At 66.5% G+C, this 18,404-nt stretch carries 17 protein-coding genes; 13 read left to right on the forward strand and 4 right to left on the reverse strand.

Annotated elements, in window-relative coordinates:
• Positions 1-59 precede the first annotated feature (59 nt).
• From G6N59_RS23510 to G6N59_RS23525, 4 genes are read left to right on the forward strand one after another with little or no spacing between them, the layout of a single operon-like run.
• Positions 60-1,574: a bifunctional 3-(3-hydroxy-phenyl)propionate/3-hydroxycinnamic acid hydroxylase gene (locus G6N59_RS23510; RefSeq protein WP_138229243.1), complete on the forward strand. Its 1,515-nt coding sequence runs from the start codon at positions 60-62 to the stop codon at positions 1,572-1,574.
• On the forward strand, positions 1,571-2,440 hold the full coding sequence (locus G6N59_RS23515) for an alpha/beta fold hydrolase (protein ID WP_138229244.1): 870 nt from the start codon (positions 1,571-1,573) through the stop codon (positions 2,438-2,440). Before G6N59_RS23510 ends, G6N59_RS23515 begins: the two co-directional genes overlap by 4 nt.
• Positions 2,437-3,420: a VOC family protein gene (locus tag G6N59_RS23520; RefSeq protein WP_138229245.1), complete on the forward strand. Its 984-nt coding sequence runs from the start codon at positions 2,437-2,439 to the stop codon at positions 3,418-3,420. The genes G6N59_RS23515 and G6N59_RS23520 overlap by 4 nt, the downstream gene beginning before the upstream one ends.
• A gap of 18 nt (positions 3,421-3,438) precedes the next feature.
• Positions 3,439-4,467 (forward strand): amidohydrolase family protein, encoded by a 1,029-nt coding sequence (locus G6N59_RS23525; protein WP_138229246.1) that lies wholly within the window; start codon positions 3,439-3,441, stop codon positions 4,465-4,467.
• 303 nt (positions 4,468-4,770) lie between these two features.
• Here G6N59_RS23525 and G6N59_RS23530 read toward each other — a convergent pair whose 3' ends face one another.
• The gene (locus G6N59_RS23530) at positions 4,771-6,072 is read right to left on the reverse strand and encodes an acyl-CoA dehydrogenase family protein (protein WP_138229247.1); all 1,302 of its coding nucleotides are present in this window, start codon (positions 6,070-6,072) and stop codon (positions 4,771-4,773) included.
• A gap of 91 nt (positions 6,073-6,163) precedes the next feature.
• Positions 6,164-6,781 (reverse strand): hypothetical protein, encoded by a 618-nt coding sequence (locus G6N59_RS23535; RefSeq protein ID WP_138229248.1) that lies wholly within the window; start codon positions 6,779-6,781, stop codon positions 6,164-6,166.
• Positions 6,782-6,975: 194 nt separating this feature from the next.
• On the opposite strand from G6N59_RS23535, the gene G6N59_RS23540 reads away from it, so the two are divergent.
• A complete protein-coding gene (locus tag G6N59_RS23540; RefSeq protein WP_138229249.1) occupies positions 6,976-9,828 on the forward strand; it encodes an MMPL/RND family transporter in 2,853 nt (950 codons plus the stop codon).
• Positions 9,829-9,843: 15 nt separating this feature from the next.
• Here G6N59_RS23540 and G6N59_RS23545 read toward each other — a convergent pair whose 3' ends face one another.
• Entirely contained in the window at positions 9,844-10,446 is a 603-nt protein-coding gene (locus G6N59_RS23545) for a TetR/AcrR family transcriptional regulator (RefSeq protein WP_138229250.1), read from the reverse strand.
• 94 nt (positions 10,447-10,540) lie between these two features.
• Here G6N59_RS23545 and G6N59_RS23550 point away from each other — a divergent pair, with 94 nt between their 5' ends.
• The 6 genes from G6N59_RS23550 to G6N59_RS23575 are packed head-to-tail and all read left to right on the forward strand — an operon-like array spanning position 10,541 to position 15,333.
• Positions 10,541-11,065 carry a DUF4242 domain-containing protein gene (locus G6N59_RS23550; protein ID WP_138229251.1) on the forward strand — a complete coding sequence of 175 codons (525 nt, stop codon included), beginning with the start codon at positions 10,541-10,543 and terminating at the stop codon, positions 11,063-11,065.
• Positions 11,062-12,084: an acyl-CoA dehydrogenase gene (locus G6N59_RS23555; protein WP_138229252.1), complete on the forward strand. Its 1,023-nt coding sequence runs from the start codon at positions 11,062-11,064 to the stop codon at positions 12,082-12,084. The genes G6N59_RS23550 and G6N59_RS23555 overlap by 4 nt, the downstream gene beginning before the upstream one ends.
• Positions 12,060-12,779: an ABC transporter ATP-binding protein gene (locus G6N59_RS23560; RefSeq protein WP_138229253.1), complete on the forward strand. Its 720-nt coding sequence runs from the start codon at positions 12,060-12,062 to the stop codon at positions 12,777-12,779. Before G6N59_RS23555 ends, G6N59_RS23560 begins: the two co-directional genes overlap by 25 nt.
• Entirely contained in the window at positions 12,776-13,930 is a 1,155-nt protein-coding gene (locus G6N59_RS23565; protein WP_138229254.1) for an ABC transporter substrate-binding protein, read from the forward strand. Before G6N59_RS23560 ends, G6N59_RS23565 begins: the two co-directional genes overlap by 4 nt.
• The gene (locus G6N59_RS23570) at positions 13,927-14,733 is read left to right on the forward strand and encodes an ABC transporter permease (RefSeq protein ID WP_138229255.1); all 807 of its coding nucleotides are present in this window, start codon (positions 13,927-13,929) and stop codon (positions 14,731-14,733) included. The genes G6N59_RS23565 and G6N59_RS23570 overlap by 4 nt, the downstream gene beginning before the upstream one ends.
• Before the next feature lie 9 nt (positions 14,734-14,742).
• Positions 14,743-15,333, forward strand: coding sequence for a 2-C-methyl-D-erythritol 4-phosphate cytidylyltransferase (locus tag G6N59_RS23575; RefSeq protein ID WP_138229256.1), 591 nt, complete (start codon positions 14,743-14,745; stop codon positions 15,331-15,333).
• An 11-nt stretch (positions 15,334-15,344) separates the two neighbouring features.
• Here G6N59_RS23575 and G6N59_RS23580 read toward each other — a convergent pair whose 3' ends face one another.
• Complete coding sequence (locus G6N59_RS23580; RefSeq protein WP_138229257.1) at positions 15,345-16,046, reverse strand: IspD/TarI family cytidylyltransferase; 702 nt, start codon at positions 16,044-16,046, stop codon at positions 15,345-15,347.
• A 93-nt stretch (positions 16,047-16,139) separates the two neighbouring features.
• Here G6N59_RS23580 and G6N59_RS23585 point away from each other — a divergent pair, with 93 nt between their 5' ends.
• Both G6N59_RS23585 and G6N59_RS23590 read left to right on the forward strand, forming a co-directional pair.
• A complete protein-coding gene (locus G6N59_RS23585; RefSeq protein ID WP_163911641.1) occupies positions 16,140-17,414 on the forward strand; it encodes a low temperature requirement protein A in 1,275 nt (424 codons plus the stop codon).
• An 87-nt stretch (positions 17,415-17,501) separates the two neighbouring features.
• Positions 17,502-18,227, forward strand: a complete 726-nt coding sequence (locus G6N59_RS23590) for a DUF1906 domain-containing protein (RefSeq protein ID WP_138229258.1) — start codon at positions 17,502-17,504, stop codon at positions 18,225-18,227.
• Positions 18,228-18,404 lie beyond the last annotated feature (177 nt).

Below are 18,404 nucleotides of genomic sequence, written 5' to 3' on the forward strand. Positions count from 1 at the left end.
GACGCTGTAGCGATCACTACAGTACCGTAGCGATCACTACAGAACAAGCGGAGGCCGCAATGAGCAGTACAGACACCTACGACGTCGCCGTCATCGGGTATGGCCCCACCGGTGCCACCGCGGCCAATCTGCTGGGGCAGATGGGCCTGAAGGTCCTGGTGGTCGAGCGCGACCCGGATATCTACAGTCGGGCGCGGGCGATCTCGACCGACGAGGAAGTGCTGCGCATATGGCAGTCGGTCGGTTTGGCCGACCGACTCCAGCGCGACATGCTGCCCGACCGTCCGGTCGCATTCGTCGATGCCGACGGGCGGCCGTTCATCGAAACGGTGATCCACGGACGCGGGTGTGGGCATCCATCGCAGCAGTTTCTGTACCAACCGGCTGTCGACTCGGTGCTCCGCGAAGGGGTCGCCCGCTTCGGCAACGTCGAGGTGCTGCTGGAACATGAGTGCCTGCGGGTGGCCAACCGGGCCGACGACGCGGAACTGCTGCTGGCCGATCTGCGTACCGACATGTTCAAGCGCGTGACGGCCCGCTACGTCATCGCCTCGGACGGTGGATCGTCGGCGACGCGCGGGGTGCTCGGTATCGGATACAGCGGGCGCACCTACGGCGAACGCTGGGTCGTCATCGACACCAAGGTGATCAAAGAGTGGGATGCGCACGACCGCTTGCGTTTTCACTGCACCCCGACGCGTCCGACCGTGGACTGTCCGACCCCGCTGGGACATCACCGGTGGGAATACCCCGCGAGGGGCAGGGAGGACGAGAAGGACCTCGTCAGTGACGAAGCAGTGTGGAAGGTGTTGCGAGAGCAGGGCGTCACGCCCGATCACGTCCAGATCCTGCGCGCTGTCGTCTACAGCCATCACGTGCGAGTAGCGGACCGCTGGCGCGTCGGACGGGTTTTCCTGGCCGGTGATGCCGCGCATGCGATGCCGCCGTGGATCGGCCAGGGCATGTCCGCGGGTGTGCGCGATGCGGCCAACCTGTGCTGGAAGCTGGCCGCGGTGTTGCGAGGTCAGGCGCCGGACGCACTGCTGGATTCTTATGAGGCAGAGCGCAAGCCGCACGTCACCGAGGTCACGCGGCGCGCGGTCCTCGTCGGGCGGGTGATCACCGAACGGCGGCCCTGGCTGGCTGCCATTCGCAATCATGTGGTGCGCGCGGTGACCAGGATTCCCGGCGCCAACGCCGCCGGGCAGAAGTTCTGGTGGATTCCCGATGCTCGGTACGCCGACGGCTTCTTCGCCGCGGCGCATCCCGCGGTGGGCTGGCAGATCCCGCAGCCGACCGTGGGCGGCGTGCCCCTCGACGATCTGCTCGGCGGCGACTGGACGCTGCTGCACACCGGCGCCGCTCCGCTCGGAGCAGCAGCCTGGGCTGAGGCGGGCGTATCGAGCCTGCGCGTCAGTGAACCCAGTCTCGTGCGGTGGCTGTACGACCGCAAGGCCGACGCCGTCGTGCTGCGCCCCGACGGATTCGTCTACGCCGCAACCTCATCCGGACAACCGATACCGGCGCCGCCGGCAGGACTGAACCTCCGTACCCTGACAGGAGCACCCGCATGACAAACACCCTCACCGAACACACCGTCACCGTCGGCGGCCGGAAAATCTTCGTCGCCGAAGCCGGTTCCGGCCCAGCGGTGGTGCTGTTGCACGGCGGCGGCCCAGGCGCCTCCGGCGTCACCAACTACTCCCGCAACATCGATGCGCTCGCGCAGCGCTACCGCGTCCTCGTCCCCGACATGCCCGGCTACGGACGCTCGTCGAAAGGCATCGACAAATCCGATCCCTTCGGCTGCCTGGCTGACGCGATGCGCGGCTTGCTCGACGAATTGAGCATCAGCACAGCACATCTGATCGGTAACTCGTATGGCGGCGCGGCCGCACTGCGCTTGGCTCTGGACACCCCCGGCCGGGTCGGCAAGCTGGTGCTGATGGGCCCCGGCGGTATCGGAACCACCCGCGGCCTGCCGACCGCCGGCCTGAACAGCCTGCTGGGCTACTACACCGGCACTGGTCCCAGCCGCGAGAAGCTGGCCGCGTTCATCCGCAACTACCTGGTCTACGAAGGCGATTCGGTGCCCGACGAGCTGATCGACCTTCGGTACGCGGCATCGATCGACCCGGAAGTAGTGGCCGATCCGCCGCTGAGCCGGCCGTCGGGGCCGTTCGCGCTGCGGACGCTGTGGCGTATGGACCTCACGCGCGACTCGCGGCTGGCAGCACTGCAGACCCCGACCCTGATCTTGTGGGGCCGCGACGACAAGGTGAACCGGCCCTCGGGCGGACCCATGCTGCAGAACATCATGCCCAACGCCGAACTGGTGATGACCAGCCGCACCGGGCACTGGATGCAGTGGGAACGTGCCGACCTGTTCAACCAATTCGTCGGCGAATTCCTTTCGGACAGTACGGTATTCCGGCCATGAGCGTCTTCGGTCAGGTATCGCTCGGCTACCTGGTGGTGGAGACGGAGCGGTTCGCCGACTGGCGGCGGTTCGGCCGCGATGCCATCGGCATGCACCTCGATGACCTCGATACCGATGCGCTCCGGTTCCGGCTCGACGAACAACAGTGCCGGTTCCTACTGCAGCGCGGCCCTGCCGAGGATGTCACCACGCTGGGCTGGCAGGTCGACGATCACGGGACCTTCGACGAGATCCTCGGCCGCGTGCACCGGTGCGGCGTACCCGTCACCGTCGGCACCGACGAGGAAGCCGCGCTGCGTGGCGTCGAACGACTGGTGCGGATTCCCGGCCCCAACGGGTTGGCGCAGGAGCTGTACACCCGGGCGCACGTTGACGGCCACCTGTCCGTCGCCGGAAAGGGCTTCGTCACCGGAGAATTCGGGCTGGGCCACGTCGCCGTCACGAGCACCAGGCCGCACCAGGTGCGCGGCTACTACAACGCGTTGCTCGACGCGCGGCTCAGCGACTTCATCGACGAGACGATGAGCGGCGTGAAGGTCAAGATTCGGTTCCTGCGCGTCAATCGGCGGCACCACTCGGTGGCCATCGCCGCGGTGAACCGATTGCCGATCAACCCGATTCGCACCCGCGTGCAGCACCTCAACATTCAGGTCGCCGAGCTGGACGATCTGACGGACAGCTATCAACGCGTGCGGGCGCTGGGGTTCGACATGGCTCTGGGTATCGGTCAGCACACCAACGACCGTGAGCTGTCGTTCTATGCCGTTACGCCATCGGGTTTCGAATGGGAGTTGGGCTGGAATCCGCTGGTCGTCGACGAAACGACCTGGCGGCCGACGACGCACCAAGGGATCAGCATCTGGGGCCACGAGATGCAGCGCAGCGCCGACAAGCTAGAGCAGTTCACGACCGCGGCCCGGTCATTGCTGCACCGTGAAGACACGGTCCCCGCGCTGGCGGGCGCCGGCATCCGCGACTGACCTACCGGAGGACGCATCATGATCCGCATCGACACGCACCACCACATGATCCCGCCGGACTACCGAAAGGTGCTGGACCGTGCCGGGATCGGTGACGCGGGCGGCAGGGCGATGCCGGGCTGGTCTGCGGAGGCGTCACTGGACGCGATGGTTCGCCTCGGTGTCGCTACCGCGATCCTGTCGGTATCCGCGCCCGGAACGACGATGCTTCCGGCCGCGGCGGACGCCGCCGCACTGGCCCGCGACCTGAACGACTACAGCGCAGGACTGGTTGCCGCGAGGCCGGATCGGTTCGGGTTCTTCGCCACGTTGCCGATGCCGCATCTGGACGAGGCGGTCGCCGAGGCGGTGCGCGCACTCGACGAACTGAGTGCGGACGGGGTGTTTCTGTTGGCCAACAGTGCGGGGACCTACGTTGGCGCGCCCGGCCAGGACGCCTTGTTCGCGGAGCTCGACGCGCGGTCGGCGGTGGTGTTCATTCACCCGGCCGAGCTGCCGGGGCCCGCGGTCGACGGCGTGTTGCCGTTCGCTGCCGACTTCCTGCTGGACACCACTCGGGCCGCGTACCTGTTGGTGCGCAACGGCATTCGACGGCGCTATCCGAACATCCGGTTCATCCTGAGCCATGCCGGCGGTTTCGTGCCATACGCGTCACACCGGATGGCTCTGGCCATCACCAGTGACGTCGGCGGCAGTCCGGCCGATCATCTCGACGACTTCGCGAGCTTCTACTTCGACACCGCGTTGTCGTCGAGTGCGGCCGCGCTGCCGTCACTGCTGGCTTTCGCCAAACCGGGCCACGTGACGTTCGGTTCGGACTTCCCGTTCGCGCCGGTCGAGGCCGGCCAACTGTTCGCGGCCGGGTTGGAGACGTACGGGGGATTGGATGCGGCGGGGCGGCAGGCGATCGACCGCACCAACGCACTGGCGCTCTTCCCGCGCCTCGGTACTGCGGCGCCACCGGCAGTGCCGTCGCTGGTCGAGCAGGTTCGCCACACCGCCAGCAGGACGGTCATGCGGGGCGTGGCGCGGCTGCTGACGCAGTAGGGGTATGGCTGGAGGTCAGCCGGCCCAGGGCGGGGGACTTTCACCAAGGTCTTCTCCGTGATCGTCAGTCAAATGTCAGGGCGGGTGGACCTGGGTGTAGGCACACTTTGGCCGGGAGTTGTCACCATGCGCTGACGATGTCAACGCATGATGACGGATCCAAATCGCAAGTGCTGCAGGAGCGCCCGACACGCCGCCTGAGGACACGCCGGTTGATACGCATCGCGGTCGCCAGTGCCGAGATGATCCTCAACTTCGGATCTCAGCACAGGCAGCAGCCAGCTGCCCCGGTCGTACTGGACCCTAGAGATTACCCACTTCCAATTCCAGGTACTCGGCGTATTTCGCCTGTGCGGCTTCGCGTTTGCCCGGCAGCCATTCGGTGGGCCACAGCTCGTCGGTGCCGGTGTAGTCGCGCAGCACCTGCTTGGCCACGGTGACCTTGTGGACCTCGGTCGGGCCGTCGGCAAGCCCCATCACCGCGGCGCCGGCGACCATGCCCAGGAACGGCACCTCGTTGGTGACGCCGAGCGCGCCGTGTACTTGCATTGCGCGCCAAGCGATGTCGTGTAGCACCGTGGGCATGACGACCTTGACGCCGGCGATGTCCTTGCGGACCAACTTGTAGTCGTTGTACTTGTCGATCTTCCACGCGGTATGTAACACGAACAGCCGGAACTGCTGCAGCTGCGCCCACGAGTCGGCGATGTAGCCCTGCACCGCCTGCTTGTCGGCGAGCAGGCTGCCGGCGGTATGCCGGGACAGCGCCCGCTCGCACATCATGTCCAACGCCCTCTGCGCCAGCCCGATGGTGCGCATCGCGTGGTGGATCCGGCCCCCGCCGAGGCGCGTCTGCGCAATCACAAACGCCTGGCCCTCACCGCCGAGCACGGCCGAATTCGGCACGCGCACATTGTCGTAATGAATCAGGGCGTGCGAACCGTGGCCGTCGGATTCGCCGTAGATCGCCGAGTTGCGGATGATGTCGACGCCCGGCGTGTTGGTCGGGACGAGGAACATCGACATCCCTTGGTACGGGCTGACATCGGGGTTGGTCACCACCATGACGATCAGGAACGTCGAGGTCGAGGCGTTGGACGAGAAGAACTTGTAGCCGTTGATCACCCAGTCGTCGCCGTCGCGCACGGCGGACGTCGTGAACTGCGTCGGGTCGGCACCGCCCTGCGGCTCGGTCATCGAGTAACAGGAGAAGACCTCACCTTCGAGCAGTGGCCGCAGGTACTGGTCCTTCTGTTCCGGGGTGCCGTAGTGGGCGATGATCTCGGCATTGCCGGTGTCGGGAGCCTGACAACCGAAGATGATCGGTGCCCACTGCGACCGGCCCAGGATCTCGTTGAGCAGCGCCAATTTCAGCTGCCCGTAGCCCTGCCCGCCGAGTTCGGGGCCAAGGTGCGTGGCCCACAATCCTTTTCGGCGCACCTGCTCCTTGAGGGGGTCGACGACCCGCCGCCGGGTCTCGTCGAGTGCGGTGTACTGCAGGTGCGGCCAGATGAGGTCGAGCGGCTCGATTTCCTCGCGTACGAAGGCGTCGGCCCAGTCGAGGAGCTCCTGGAACTCCGGATCGGTTTCGAAATCCCAGGCCATTCGGACTCCTTCAGTTCGGTCCCACCGCGACAGGACACACCCGTCTGTCGTTTGTAACGCACCAGCGACGGTTTGGGAATGACTAGCGGGGCTAAGCGACTGCCAACGAGTAGGTGTTCCCGAGGTTGTCCTGCGTGACGTGGGCGTCCTCGGTGGTGGTGTCGATGCGCAGCGGACTGGTGAGGGTCGATGTCCGGTAGCTCCACCCGTCGGGCAGCTGGAGTCGATCGGCGAGCTGCGGCAGGTCCGCCAACGACAGCGTCGGGTCGACGGCCTGGCTCCACGACTGCATGACCCAGCGCTGTCCCTGTGGGTCGAGTAATTCGAAGACCGGCCGCCCGGCGCCGAACACGAAGACCGTGCGGCGGCTGACCTTGTTCACGCTGTAGGGCGCCGGGTTCATCGACGACAGTTCCACCGTCGCCTGTTGCAGCATCTCGATGCCGCCGAACATCCTTTTCTCACCGACGTCCGTTCGGGTTTTGACGATCTCACTCATCAACCAGTAGCGGGGGCCGTTGAGCAAGGCCGCCGCGACGCCGTTCTCACTGGCGAGGGCCTGTGGGTTGAGCGCGGACCAGGCATCCTGCGGGCAGTCGTTCAGCGGGAAGGTGTTGAACACCGCGACCTGCGGTCCCGCCGGTGTCGGGGAGACCAGCAGCACTTCGCCGTAGCGCTTACCGAACGTATCGGCCGGAGAATTTTCCATCCCGTCAACGCTACGGCCGAAATCGGGCGAAAAGGCCCCGATTTGTCGCATTTCAGGCGAGGTAGGCGGGTTTTTCGACGGCGGTGCTGGATAAAAGTTTGGCGGGCTAGGTATATTTCGCCCGACAGTGATTGTGTAACGCCGCCGCGCTCCATTTCCATGGACCTGCCGGGCCTGATGGAAGGGTGCCCCGAGTGAGTACCACCAACACCGAGCGATCCAGGATCGGTCACCTGATCTGGGTGCTCGCGATACCCATCGTGATCGGCTGGTTCGTCCTCAACGTCGCCACCAACACGCTGGTCCCGCCGCTGGAGAAGGTCGGCGAGGAGCACACCGTCGGGCTCAGCGCCAAAGACGGCCCGGCGATGATCGCGATGAAGCAGATCGGCGCCAACTTCCAGGAGTTCGACTCCGACAGCAACGCCATGGTGGTCCTGGAGGGCGACCAACCCCTCGGCGCCGAGGCGCACCACTACTACGACGGCCTTGTCGCCAAACTGACCGCTGACACCGCGCACGTTGAGCACGTCGCGGACTTCTGGAGTGACCCACTGACCGCGGTCGGCTCACAGAGCGCCGACGGCAAGGCCGCGTACGTCCAGATCTACCTGCGCGGCAATCAGGGGGAGACGAAGTCCAACGATTCCGTCGCGTCGGTCCGGCAGATCGTCGCCGACTCGAAGCCGCCAGCCGGCCTCCATGTCTTCGTCACCGGCGGCGGCCCGCTGATCTCCGACCAGCACCACGCCGGCGACAAGAGCATCGCCAAGGTCACCGCCATCACCCTGCTGGTGATCGCCGTGATGCTCCTGCTCGTCTACCGGTCCATCGTGACGATGATCCTCATCCTGCTGATGGTGTTCCTTGAACTGGGCGCCGCCCGCGGTGTCGTCGCGTTCCTGGCCAACGAGAACATCATCGGCCTGTCGACGTTCGCGGTGAACCTGCTGACGCTGATGGTGATCGCGGCCGGCACGGACTACGCCATCTTCGCGATCGGCCGCTACCAAGAGGCGCGCGGTGACAAGGAGGAGCGCCAGACCGCCTACGACACCATGTTCCGCGGGACGGCGCATGTGGTCCTGGGATCGGGTCTGACGATCGCCGGCGCCATGCTCTGCCTGAGTTTCACGCGGCTGCCGTATTTCCAGACCCTGGGTGTGCCATGCGCTATCGGCACGCTCGTCGCCGTCATCGCGGCGATGACGCTCGGCCCCGCCGTCATCAAGATCGGCAGCCGGTTCGGGCGCTTCGAGCCGAAGCGGGCCATCAAATCCCGCGGCTGGCGTCGCATCGGCGTCCTGGTGGTGCGCTGGCCCGGCCCTGTCCTCGTCGCCACCCTGGCGCTCGCCCTCGTCGGCCTGGTGACGCTGCCGGGCTATAAGACGAACTACGACGCCCGCCGCTACGTGCCGGCGGACCTGAGCGCCAACGTCGGATATGCCGCTGCGGAAAGGCATTTCAGCGCCGCTCGGATGAACCCCGAGCTGCTGATGGTGCAGAGCGATCACGACCTGCGTAACTCGGCCGACTTTCTGGTGATCGACAAGATCGCGAAGGCCATCGTCCACACCCAGGGCGTCGCGCGGGTCCAGACCATCACCCGACCCGACGGAAAACCGATCAAGCACACGACGATTCCGTTCATCATGGGCATGCAGGCCGTCACCTCGAAGATGACGGAGAAGTACCAGCTGGACTCGATGGCCAACATGTTGCAGCAGGCCAACGACATGCAGGTCAGCATCGACACGATGACCAAGATGCAGGCCATCACCACACAGATGGCCGCCACCACGCACGACATGTCGCAGAAGACCGCCAACATGGCGCTCGATGTCGCCGATTTACGGGACCACATCTCGGATTTCGATGATTTCCTGCGGCCGATCCGTAACTACCTGTACTGGGAACCGCACTGCTACGACATCCCGGTCTGCTGGTCCACGCGCGCGATCTTCGACACCCTCGACGGTATCGACGTCATGACCGACGACATTCAGACGCTGGTGCCGGACCTGATGAAGATGGACAAGTTGACGGCCGAGATGGTGACGGTGATGCCGCCGCAGATCGAGGTCATGAAGAACATGAAGCAGTACATGCTGTCCATGTATCAGACCCAGAAGGGTCAGGTGGATCAGCGCGCGGCGTCGTCGGACAACGCGGCGGCGATGGGCGAGGCGTTCGACAATTCGTTGAATGACGACAGCTTCTACCTGCCGCCGGAAGCCTTCGACAACAAGGACTTCAAGCGCGGCATGAAGAACTTCATCTCGCCGGACGGCAAGTCGGTACGCTTCATCATTCAGCACGAAGGCGACCCGGCGACGCCCGAGGGCATCGCGCACGTCGACCCCATCAAGCAGGCCGCCAAGGAAGCCATCAAGGGCACCCCGCTGGAGGGCTCCAAGATCTATCTGGCCGGCACCGCTGCCACCTACAAGGACATGCACGACGGTGCGCAGTACGACCTGATGATCGCCGGAATCGCCGCGGTATCAATGATTTTCATCATCATGCTGCTCATCACGCGAAGCATGGTGGCGGCCGGCGTGATCGTCGGTACGGTGCTGCTGTCGCTGGGCGCGTCATTCGGTATGTCGGTCCTGTTGTGGCAGCACATCATCGGCCTCGAGCTGCACTGGATGGTGCTGCCGATGTCGGTCATTCTGCTGCTGGCGGTCGGTTCCGACTACAACCTGCTGCTGGTGTCGCGGTTCAAGGAAGAGCTGGCGGGTGGCATGAAGACCGGCATCATCCGGTCCATGGCCGGCACCGGGTCGGTGGTCACCTCGGCGGGATTGGTGTTCGCGTTCACCATGGCGTCGTTCGCCTTCAGTGATCTGAAGGTCATGGCGCAGGTCGGCACCACCATCGCACTGGGCCTGCTGTTCGACACGCTGATCGTCCGGTCTTTCATGACACCGGCCATCGCGGCGCTGCTGGGCAGGTGGTTCTGGTGGCCGACGCGCGTCCGTCAGGAGGCCTCCGAACGACGGCTGGCGGCCATCGGAATTCAGCCGGCGGCAGCCGGTAAGTAACTGTTCTCCCGCGAGCTATTGCCCGCGGCGGGAAGTGACCAACTCGAGCACCATCTGGCGGGCCAGGGTGATCGGCACGGTCGACCGTTCGAGCTTCGACGCCGTGAGGGCGCCGTCGTAGAGCAGCTGGATGCGCTGGGCGGTCGCGGCGGCGTCGGGCACGTCGGCGTCGCGGAGCAGGTCGCCCAGCAGCCGGCGCATCCACGACCGGTGCGCCCGCACCGGTTCGAGGGTGTCGCCCGGAAACTCGGTGGCGGCGTTGGCGTAGAGACAGCCGCGGAACTGGCGCTTGCGGGCCGCGGCGGCCGCGAGGTCGAAGAACGCCAGTAATTTCGCCACCGGGTCATCGAGCCCGGAAACCTTCGCTTCCCAGCGCTTGCGATCAGCCTGATCCAATTCATTCAGGTACGCGAGCACCAACGCGTCCTTCGATCCGTAGGAGCTGTACAGGCTGGCCTTGGCAACCCCCGCCTCCCGCAGGATCGTGTCGATTCCGACCGCCCGGATTCCCTGTGCGGCAAAGAGATTCGATGCGGTGTCGAGCAGCCGTTGGGCCGGACCGGAGGTATCGGTGCGGGGCGCCGGTCGGTCCGGGTGGCGGGTACGGGTCGCGCTCATAGGTGCACCATAGCCGAGGAACCTCGATAGACAGACCGGTCTGTTCGTGCGAGCGTCGTGTTGTCATCGACGCCCCGACGAACAGGAACACACCGTGACGCTGTACCTCTACGAAATCGCAGGACTGCCCGGCCGGGCCGAGGTCGACCAGACCATCAAGACGCTCGACGCCGAAGTGCACCGGGCCGGCGGCGAACTCGTCGAGGCACAGGTGACCGGTCAACACCGGCTGTTCGTGGTGGCCGAGTTCGCTGACGGCCCGCTGCAGATCGATGCGACCGTACTCGGCGCCGCCGAACTCACCGGACCGCACGAGGTGCGGCTGGTCGGTGCCGAACTGGACCAGCTGAAAGCCGTCCGCCCGACAGCCGGATACCTGGTCGAATGGGACCTGCCCGCCGAGCTGGATATGGAGAGCTATCTCAGCCGCAAGAAGGCCAACGCCCCGAAGTACGCGGAGGTGCCGGAGGTCAGCTTCCTGCGGACCTATGTGCGGGTCGACATGGACAAGTGCCTGTGTTTCTACGACGCCCCGGACGAGGACGCCGTCCGGCGGGCCCGCGTCGCGGTCCAGACGCCGATCGACCGGTTGTACGGACTCGAAGGCGGCGGGCAATGACGACATTGGTGTCCGACGACATGACGACCGCCTTGGCGCGGGTCGCCGCTGGGGTGGACGCCCGAGCCGGCGACCTGGACGCTGGACATGCCGATGTCCGCGAGGATCTGCGCGCGCTCGGCGCAGCCGGGTTGTTCGGGCTGCCGGACCTTCCCGACACCGTGCGCGTGATCGAGCAGGTGTCGGCGGTGAGCCTCGCGGCCGGATTCTCGGCCTGGGCACACCAGATGGCGATTCACTACCTCGGCGACCGGCCGGACCTGTCGGAGGCGTTGCTCACCGCACACCGTCCCGGTGTGACCGCCATGGCCGCCGGGCTCAAGCATGCGGCAGGCCTCGGGCAACTCCCGATCGTTGCCGGGGAGACGCGGCGCGGCCTGCGGCTCAATGGACCAATCCGGTGGGCCTCCAATGTCTTTGATGACGCGCTGGTCGTGCTGCCGGCGCGTACCGCTGCCGGGCGGCTGTACGTCGTCGCGGTCGACGTCGGCGCGGTGGGGATGGTGGTCGATCCAGCGCCCACGCTGATGGCCTTGGGCGCCACCGGTTCGACATCGCTGAGCCTGCAGGAGGTCGAGATTGGCGCCGAGCGCATCATCAGTGCGGACCTCACCGCGTTCGTCCGCGGGATCAAGCCGACGTTTCTGTTGTTGCAGACCGCGTTCTGCGTCGGGGTCACCGGCGCGGCCCTGACCGCGGCCGGGCGGGCGACCGACGCGCTCGCCGCACAGTTCGACGGTGACCTTGCCGGCCTCGCGGCACGCGCCGACCGCAACCGTCGGCGGCTCTACGAATTCGCCGCGGCGCCAAACGATGTCAATCTGGCCGAGGTGATCCGGCTGCGGCTGGACGCTGCCAACGTCGCCGGGGCGGCGACTCGACTGGAGTCGGCTCTGGCCGGTGGCCAGGGCTATCGCGCAGGGACTGCGGCCAATCGCCGCTTCCGTGAAGCAGCCTTTCTGCCCGTGCAATCACCATCGGAAGGACAACTGAGGTGGGAACTGAAGCAGTACGGATAACCGCGGGTGTCAAGAGGTTCGGTGACAGTGTCGTACTCGACGGCATCGACCTAACGGTCGAATCGGGGGAGTTCATCGCGGTGCTGGGGCGTAGCGGCAGCGGGAAGTCGACGCTGCTGCGGGTACTGGCCGGCCTGGAATCGCTGAGCGCGGGCACCGTCAGTTGGCCCGCGGGCGGCGCGCGGCCGCACATCGGGGTGGTCTTTCAGGATCCACTGCTGATGCCGTGGCTCACGGTGCAGGACAACGTCTCGTACGCTCGGCGCTTTGCCCACCGGCGCAACGGATTCGACGCCGACTACGCCGCGGAAGTAATGCGGCGCTTCGGCGTCGACGGGCTCGCGCACCGCTATCCCGACCAGCTGTCCGGCGGGCAGGCTCAACGCGTGGCCATCCTGCGTGCCGTGGCAACGCGGCCCCAGCTGCTCTTGCTCGATGAACCGTTCAGCGCCCTGGACCCCGCGACACGTGCCGACTTGCAGCAGTGGTTGACCACCCTCACAACCGAATTGGGCATCACCGTGCTGCTGGTCACCCACGACGTCGACGAGGCGCTGACCCTCGCGCAGCGTGTCGTCCTGCTGGCGGACGGCGGTCGAATCCGGCGCGAATGGCACCTGGGCGAGGTGGATCGCGCAGGGTTGCACGACGAAATCCTCAGCCATTACCGGGTTTCCGAACTGTGGGCGGTATGAGCAGGCTGGCGATCTCGCGTCGGCAGGCCCTGATCGCCGCGGCCGCGACTGCCGGAGGGGCCTTCGGACTGGCCGACCTGGCGCACAGCGCCACAACAGATTCGGCGGCGACCGGCCCGCTGCGGGTGGGGTATCTGCCGATCACCGACGCGGCGCCGCTGTTGATGGCCCACTCCGCCGGTCTGTATCCGGCCGGTGTCGGCAAGCCAGTGCTGTTCCGGAGTTGGGCGGCGCTGGGGGAAGCATTTTTGAACCGGCAACTGGATGTGGTGCACCTGCTGATGCCGATGGCTGTGCAGCTGCGGTACGCGCTCGGTGGCGGTGTCCGGGTGCTCGGCTGGAACCACACCAACGGCTCGGCGCTGACCGTCGCGCCGCACATCCGCGACCTGTCGGACCTCGCCGGCTCGCAATTGGCCATTCCGTTCTGGTGGTCGATACACAACATCGTCCTGCAGAAGATGTTGCGGGCCAACGGATTGCAGCCAGTCATCCGGCGGTCTGCTTCTCGAGCGGCCCGTACCGTCGAGCTCGTCGTGATGAGTCCGTCGGACATGGTGCCGGCGCTGGCCACCGGCACCATCGGCGGATACGTGGTGGCCGATCCGTTCAATGCGATGGCGCAGACGAAGAAGATCGGGCGCATCCACACCTTCCTCGGCGATGTGTGGCGCGATCACGCGTGCTGCGCCTTGGTGACCCGCGACGACGTGATCGCGGGCCGTCCCGCGGCCGTGCAGGAGCTCACCGATGCGGTGGTGACAGCACAACTCGCGCTGTCGAAGGACCGGAAGTCAGCGGCCGCGACACTCGGCGGCGGGCGATACTTGCCCCAGCCCGTGCCTGCGGTTGCGCTGGCGATGACCTATCCCACTCCGCCATACCCACTTCGGCACCCGGAGTGGCAGCCGCAACGGCTGGGCTTCCAGCCGTTCCCGTTCCCGAGCTTCACCACTGAGCTCGTGAAGGCCATGCACGACACCATCGTCGACGGCGACCGCAGATTCCTGGAGCGGCTGGACCCCGCCACCGTCCACAGCGATCTCGTCGACGACACCTTTGTCCGCAATTCCCTTCAGGCCCACGGCGGCCCGGCCGCCTTCGGCCTCAGCGGTGACTTCGCCCGAACCGAGCAACTGGAGCTGGCATGACCACAACATCTGTCCGGGTGGCGACCGATCCGCCGGTGGCAGTGCGCCGTTGGGCTCCGCCCGTCGCCGCCATCGCGGTCGCGGTCGGTCTCTGGTGGCTGACGACCAGCGTCTTGTCCGCCCCGCACTCGCTGCTTCGTCACGCTGCGCCGCAGCGCGTCGGCCCAGCTGTGGTGGAGCTGTTCGCCAGAGGCGTACTGCTGCCCGACATCGGGATCAGCCTGTGGCGGTTGGTGATCGGCCTGGCGGTGGCGGTCGTGGTCGGGATTCCGGCGGGCTTGTTGCTCGGCCTCAGCACCGCGGCCGAGCGGGCCACCGCGCCGCTCGTCCAGTTCGTCCGGATGATCTCGCCGTTGTCCTGGGCACCCATTGCCGTGGCGGTATTCGGCATCGGCAACCAGCCGGTGATCTTCCTGATCGCGGTGGCGGCCGTGTGGCCGGTGCTGATCAACACCGCGGCCGGCGTACGCGCCGTCGACCCGGGCTACCTGGATGTGGCGCGGTCGTTCCACGCCACCCGGTGGGAACTGGTGACGGCTGTGGTGCTGCCGGCGATCCGCGGCCAGCTGCAGACCGGCGTGCGCGTGGCACTGGGTATCGCGTGGGTGGTGCTGGTGCCGGCGGAAATGCTCGGTGTGCGTTCGGGTCTGGGCTACCAGGTGCTCAATGCCCGGGACCAGCTGGCCTACGACCAGGTGGTGGCGGTGATCGTGGTGATCGGTGCGCTGGGGTTCTTGCTCGATGCGATCGCGCGCCGGCTCATTTCTCCGGACCGGCCAGGGGGACCGCTCAATCGGGGATAAAGTGGCGCGGTGATTCTTTCGGCGATCGTGACCGTGCCGGCCGGCCTGGCGCCGGCCGACTTCACCACGCCGATCGCGGGGGAGCCGGCGCTGGTGCGAGCTGTCGTGGCGGTACGCGCCGTGGCGCCGGTTTCCGTGGTGACCGCCGAAGAGTTGGCGGGTGCGGCGACGGAATGCCTTGCGGCCCATGGCCTGAGTGACGTGCCCGTGCTCACCGACCCGAGCCCGCTCGGCGATGGGGACGGCGTGTTGGTGCACGACGTGCGCTACCCGCTGGCGCCCGGTGAGCTGGCGGCGCGGGTCGCCGCGGCGCTGGCCGAGTACGACGCCGTCATCCCGGTCGTGACCATGACCGACAGCGTGAAAAGCATTGCCATGCATGGCATTGTCCTGGGTAACGTCGACCGGTCGGAACTCGTCATCGCACAGTACCCACGGGGCTTCACGGCGACGGCGCTGTCCCGGTTCCCGCATGACGACCTCGCCGCGCTGACCTCAGCTGATCTGAAGGTCGGCACCATCGCAGGAGACCCCAACGCGTTCGTCGTCGACCTGGCACATGACCGGGGACTGCTGGAGGCGATCGTCACCGCTGGCTGAGGGGCCCTATGCTACCGGCGGCTGAGCAGGCGTTCGGCAACCTGGACGTCGTGCGCGAAGGTCACCTTGAAATTCTGGGCCGACCCGGCGATCCCGTGGACTTCGAGATCGGTGAAGCGCTCCACACACGACGACGTGTCGGTGCCCTCGAAGCCAGTGGCGGCCGCGTCCTGGTAGGCCCGCCAAAGGGGCCCGGCGCGGAAGGCCTGCGGCGTCTGCACCCGGACGAGCGACTGGTCGATGGCACTGAGGCCGTCTGCCGACATCCGCAACACATCCCCAGCGGGCAGCACCGGAATGGCGCCGCCCTGCGTTCGTGCGGTGCTGACAGCCGTATCCATCAGTTCGGCGTCGGCCAGCGGGCGGGCGGCGTCGTGGATCAGCACCACATCGACCGTCCCGGCGTCGATATCCGCCGCGAGGTAACTCAGGACGTTGTGCTCAGAGCCGTGCCGGGTATCGCCGCCCTCGACGAATTCGACTGTGGTTCCAGGGAGTTCGTCGGCCATGAGGCGTACGACCTGTTCGCGTTCACCGCGCCGGAACACCAGGATGGTGCGGGCGATCTGGGGGCTGGCGGCGACTGCCGCCACCGACCACGCCACCATGCTGCGGCCGGCCAGTTGCAGGTATGCCTTGTTGCCGTCGGCCCCGACCCGCGAGCCGATACCGGCGGCAAGAACGATGCCGACGGCGATCGGGGATGCGGACACGTCTTCACGGTAGTGGGACGGGAGCCGGGATCTGCGGCAGGCTTACCGTGACGTGGCCCGGACGGGGCCAGGACTGGCTGAAGGGGACACGGCATGGACGGGGCTGAAGAGCACGCTCCCGATGCACACAGCGCGGTGCGGGCCCATCGGTTGACGCCGATGCGGGGACGCGATCCGTATGAGCAGCACCGGGTGTCGACGCCGCTGGAACTGCTGTTCGACCTGACCTTCACCGTGGCTTTTGGGGTTGGCGCATCGCAGTTGGCGCACATGCTGGCCGCTGGTCACGTAGCGGCCGGAATCACCGCGTTTGTGTTCGCGACGTTTGCGATCTGCTGGGCCTGGATCAACTTCACCTGGTTCGCGTCGGCCTACGACACCGACGACTGGGTGTTCCGGTTGATGACCATGGTCGAGATGGTCGGTGTGCTGATCCTGGCGCTCGGCCTGCCCGCGTTCTACGCCTCGATCGAGCACGGCCACCACGTCGACAACGCGGTCTTGGTCGCGGGTTACGTGGTGATGCGAATTGCGTTGGTGGGGCAGTGGTTACGGGCCGCGCGGCAGGACCCGGCCCGGCGGGCGGCTGCGATGACGTACGTCACGAATGTGTCGTTGGTACAGCTCGGGTGGATCGGGACAGTCTTTCTGCGGACGTCGGTGCCGGTCACGCTGGGGATCTGGGCGGTGCTGATCGCCATCGAGCTGACGGGCCCGGGCCTGGCTGAACGACGCTGCGGCGGCACCCCGTGGCACGCCCATCACATCGCCGAGCGGTACAGCCTGCTGGCGATCATCGCGCTGGGCGAAGGCGTGGTCGGCACGGTGGCGACCTTGTCGGCGACGATCGGCGAGCAGGGCTGGTCGGCCGATGCGGTCGCGCTCGCGGTGGCGGGGACGGCTCTGACCTTCGGCATGTGGTGGGTGTACTTCATGGTGCCGGCGGCGGACGTGCTGCATGCCCACCGCGAACGGTCGTTCTGGTTCGGTTATCTGCACATGCCGATCTTCGGCGCCATCGTCGCGACGGGTGCGGGACTGGATTTCGCCGCGCTGACCATCCAGGGGCACACCGCGCTCGGGCCGGTCGGCACGGTGTGGGCCGTGGTCATCCCGCTGGGCATGTACATCGCGCTGATCTACCTGCTGTACGCGCTGATGCTGCGTTCGGTCGATGGCCTGCACCTGCTGCTGGTGGTGCTGACCGCCGCTGTGTTGGCGGCGACTGTTGTGCTGGCGCAGGTCGGCGTGCCGATGTCGGTCTGTCTGTTGGTGGCCAGTCTGGCGCCGATGGTGAGTGTGGCCGGGTTCGAGATCATCGGGCACCGGCACGCCGCAGCGGCCGTCGAAGCTGCCGCCGGCAACTGAAATTTCGGTTCTGCGCCAAATAATTGGTGCTCGTGTGCCCAGTGGCGCTGACGGGTCGGAAGGGGTAGCTGTCATATCCTGAGACGCGTGGCCATTTCGCGTCGTGACCTGCTGAAATACGCCGCCGCCGCGCCTGCGGCGGTCGGGCTCGGCGCCGGCTTGCAATCGGTGCTCGGTGCGACGACGGCCTCGGCGGCTCCGTACGGCGTGTTGCTGGACTACGCGGCGGGCGTGATCAGAGCGGCCGATATCCGGTCGGCGGGAGCGGTGGGCGCCATCAGGTATGTCTCGGACCGGCGACCGGGCGGCGAGTGGATGCTGGGCAAGCCCATCCAGCTGCCCGAGGCCCGCGACCTGTACCAGGGCGGACTGAAGATCGTTTCCTGCTACCAGTACGGCAAGGAGTCCACCGCCGACTGGCTGGGCGGGCAAGCCGCCGGCGTGCAGCACGCCCAGCGCGGATTCCAGTTGCACACCGCGGCGGGCGGCCCCATCGCTGCGCCGATCTACGCATCAATCGATGACGACCCAACTCCCGCCCAGTACAAAGCGCAGGTTGCGCCCTACCTTCGCGGCTGGGAATCGGTGTTGGGTCACCAGCGGGTCGGGGTCTACGCCAACTCCAAGACCATCGAGTGGGCCGTGCAGGACGGCTTGGGGTCGTACTTCTGGCAGCACAACTGGGGCTCGCCCGGCGGGGCGGCGCATCCGGCGGCGGCGCTGCATCAGGTGGAGATCGATTCGCAACACGTCGGGGGAGTCGGGGTCGACATCAACCACATCCTCAAGCCCCGCTTCGGGCAGTGGGACTGATGGCCACGCAGATTACTGCTCAGTAGTTAGCTGGCGCCCAGTTCTAAGAAAATGAAACTCAAGCCCAGCAAATGGCGGCCCGGTAACTTACCGCCCGTATAGACATACGGACCGTCATTGTCGAGCGTTTTCTGGAACGGGTCTTTTCCTACTCATTAGTAAGGTGCGGAATCGTCA

This window comes from Mycolicibacterium aubagnense, from assembly GCF_010730955.1.
GTDB lineage: Bacteria > Actinomycetota > Actinomycetes > Mycobacteriales > Mycobacteriaceae > Mycobacterium > Mycobacterium aubagnense.

Bases quoted from the DNA above. Each gene is read 5' to 3' on its own strand.
- G6N59_RS23520 (WP_138229245.1), top strand. From the start codon at position 2,437: ATGAGCGTCTTCGGTCAGGTATCGCTCGGCTACCTGGTGGTGGAGACG.
- G6N59_RS23530 (WP_138229247.1), bottom strand. From the start codon at position 6,072: ATGGCCTGGGATTTCGAAACCGATCCGGAGTTCCAGGAGCTCCTCGAC.
- G6N59_RS23570 (WP_138229255.1), top strand. From the start codon at position 13,927: ATGACCACAACATCTGTCCGGGTGGCGACCGATCCGCCGGTGGCAGTG.
- G6N59_RS23585 (WP_163911641.1), top strand. From the start codon at position 16,140: ATGGACGGGGCTGAAGAGCACGCTCCCGATGCACACAGCGCGGTGCGG.
- G6N59_RS23525 (WP_138229246.1), top strand. From the start codon at position 3,439: ATGATCCGCATCGACACGCACCACCACATGATCCCGCCGGACTACCGA.
- G6N59_RS23515 (WP_138229244.1), top strand. From the start codon at position 1,571: ATGACAAACACCCTCACCGAACACACCGTCACCGTCGGCGGCCGGAAA.
- G6N59_RS23510 (WP_138229243.1), top strand. From the start codon at position 60: ATGAGCAGTACAGACACCTACGACGTCGCCGTCATCGGGTATGGCCCC.
- G6N59_RS23555 (WP_138229252.1), top strand. From the start codon at position 11,062: ATGACGACATTGGTGTCCGACGACATGACGACCGCCTTGGCGCGGGTC.
- G6N59_RS23545 (WP_138229250.1), bottom strand. From the start codon at position 10,446: ATGAGCGCGACCCGTACCCGCCACCCGGACCGACCGGCGCCCCGCACC.
- G6N59_RS23535 (WP_138229248.1), bottom strand. From the start codon at position 6,781: ATGGAAAATTCTCCGGCCGATACGTTCGGTAAGCGCTACGGCGAAGTG.
- G6N59_RS23565 (WP_138229254.1), top strand. From the start codon at position 12,776: ATGAGCAGGCTGGCGATCTCGCGTCGGCAGGCCCTGATCGCCGCGGCC.